Consider the following 2,538-nt stretch of genomic DNA (forward strand, 5'->3'; position numbering starts at 1 on the left):
CAATAACACCACGTAGTTATTGGGAGGTCAATCTATGAAATGCGATTAAGCTTTTTCTAATTCACATAAGCGTGCAGGTTTAAAGTACATAAAAAATATAATGAAAAAAAGCATCATTATACTAACGTTATACCAACATTATACTCTCATTATACTAATTGCTTATTCCAATTTCCTATTGGTTGGAACCAACAGGCGTTAGTGTGTTGTTGAGTTGGTACTTTCATGGGATTAATCCCATGAAACCCCCAACCAACTCGCCAAAGCTTTGGCTAACACACACGCCATTCCAACCAATAGTTTTCTCGGCATAAAGCCATGCTCTGACGCTTAAATACACTAATGCCTTAAAAAAACATTAAAGTCTAACACACTAGACTTATTTACTTCGTAATTAAGTCGTTAAACCGTGTGCTCTACGACCAAAAGTATAAAACCTTTAAGAACTTTCTTTTTTCTTGTAAAAAAAGAAACTAGATAAATCTCTCATATCTTTTATTCAATAATCGCATCAGATTGCAGTATAAATTTAACGATCACTCATCATGTTCATATTTATCAGAGCTCGTGCTATAATTATACTAATTTTATAAGGAGGAAAAAATATGGGCATTTTTAGTATTTTTGTAATCAGCACAGTTCATTATCAACCAAACAAAAAATAAGTGGTTATAATGAATCGTTAATAAGCAAAATTCATTATAACCAAATTAAAGAGGGTTATAATGAACGAGAAAAATATAAAACACAGTCAAAACTTTATTACTTCAAAATTAAAGAGGATTATAATGAACGAGAAAAATATAAAACACAGTCAAAACTTTATTACTTCAAAACATAATATAGATAAAATAATGACAAATATAAGATTAAATGAACATGATAATATCTTTGAAATCGGCTCAGGAAAAGGGCATTTTACCCTTGAATTAGTACAGAGGTGTAATTTCGTAACTGCCATTGAAATAGACCATAAATTATGCAAAACTACAGAAAATAAACTTGTTGATCACGATAATTTCCAAGTTTTAAACAAGGATATATTGCAGTTTAAATTTCCTAAAAACCAATCCTATAAAATATTTGGTAATATACCTTATAACATAAGTACGGATATAATACGCAAAATTGTTTTTGATAGTATAGCTGATGAGATTTATTTAATCGTGGAATACGGGTTTGCTAAAAGATTATTAAATACAAAACGCTCATTGGCATTATTTTTAATGGCAGAAGTTGATATTTCTATATTAAGTATGGTTCCAAGAGAATATTTTCATCCTAAACCTAAAGTGAATAGCTCACTTATCAGATTAAATAGAAAAAAATCAAGAATATCACACAAAGATAAACAGAAGTATAATTATTTCGTTATGAAATGGGTTAACAAAGAATACAAGAAAATATTTACAAAAAATCAATTTAACAATTCCTTAAAACATGCAGGAATTGACGATTTAAACAATATTAGCTTTGAACAATTCTTATCTCTTTTCAATAGCTATAAATTATTTAATAAGTAAGTTAAGGGATGCATAAACTGCATCCCTTAACTTGTTTTTCGTGTACCTATTTTTTGTGAATCGATTATGTCTTTTGCGCATTCACTTCTTTTCTATATAAATATGAGCGAAGCGAATAAGCGTCGGAAAAGCAGCAAAAAGTTTCCTTTTTGCTGTTGGAGCATGGGGGTTCAGGGGGTGCAGTATCTGACGTCAATGCCGAGCGAAAGCGAGCCGAAGGGTAGCATTTACGTTAGATAACCCCCTGATATGCTCCGACGCTTTATATAGAAAAGAAGATTCAACTAGGTAAAATCTTAATATAGGTTGAGATGATAAGGTTTATAAGGAATTTGTTTGTTCTAATTTTTCACTCATTTTGTTCTAATTTCTTTTAACAAATGTTCTTTTTTTTTTAGAACAGTTATGATATAGTTAGAATAGTTTAAAATAAGGAGTGAGAAAAAGATGAAAGAAAGATATGGAACAGTCTATAAAGGCTCTCAGAGGCTCATAGACGAAGAAAGTGGAGAAGTCATAGAGGTAGACAAGTTATACCGTAAACAAACGTCTGGTAACTTCGTAAAGGCATATATAGTGCAATTAATAAGTATGTTAGATATGATTGGCGGAAAAAAACTTAAAATCGTTAACTATATCCTAGATAATGTCCACTTAAGTAACAATACAATGATAGCTACAACAAGAGAAATAGCAAAAGCTACAGGAACAAGTCTACAAACAGTAATAACAACACTTAAAATCTTAGAAGAAGGAAATATTATAAAAAGAAAAACTGGAGTATTAATGTTAAACCCTGAACTACTAATGAGAGGCGACGACCAAAAACAAAAATACCTCTTACTCGAATTTGGGAACTTTGAGCAAGAGGCAAATGAAAAACAAGAAAATGCATTATCTGATTATTATTCTTTCAAGGACTAGTATAACATAAAATCGTCTACAAATAGACAAAAAACCTGCACGCTTAATGTAGATCAAAAGCTTAACGCAAATGAAATAGATTGACCTCCCA

3 protein-coding genes are annotated in these 2,538 nt (G+C 30.6%); all 3 read left to right on the plus strand.

The window, feature by feature from the left end:
* Positions 1–605: 605 nt before the first annotated feature.
* The 3 genes from ermCL to KA830_RS04025 all read left to right on the plus strand — a co-directional run bounded on the left by ermCL (position 606) and on the right by KA830_RS04025 (position 2,447).
* Entirely contained in the window at positions 606–665 is a 60-nt protein-coding gene (ermCL, locus tag KA830_RS04015; RefSeq protein ID WP_002497446.1) for a 23S rRNA methylase leader peptide ErmCL, read from the plus strand.
* 60 nt (positions 666–725) lie between these two features.
* A complete protein-coding gene (erm(C), locus tag KA830_RS04020) occupies positions 726–1,523 on the plus strand; it encodes a 23S rRNA (adenine(2058)-N(6))-methyltransferase Erm(C) (RefSeq protein ID WP_181187314.1) in 798 nt (265 codons plus the stop codon).
* Positions 1,524–1,970: 447 nt separating this feature from the next.
* The gene (locus KA830_RS04025) at positions 1,971–2,447 is read left to right on the plus strand and encodes a replication/maintenance protein RepL (protein ID WP_000664727.1); all 477 of its coding nucleotides are present in this window, start codon (positions 1,971–1,973) and stop codon (positions 2,445–2,447) included.
* Positions 2,448–2,538: the final 91 nt, after the last annotated feature.

It is taken from the genome of Staphylococcus sp. GDY8P119P (assembly GCF_017892075.1).
Taxonomy (GTDB): domain Bacteria; phylum Bacillota; class Bacilli; order Staphylococcales; family Staphylococcaceae; genus Staphylococcus; species Staphylococcus ureilyticus.

Bases quoted from the DNA above. Each gene is read 5' to 3' on its own strand.
- KA830_RS04025 (WP_000664727.1), top strand. From the start codon at position 1,971: ATGAAAGAAAGATATGGAACAGTCTATAAAGGCTCTCAGAGGCTCATA.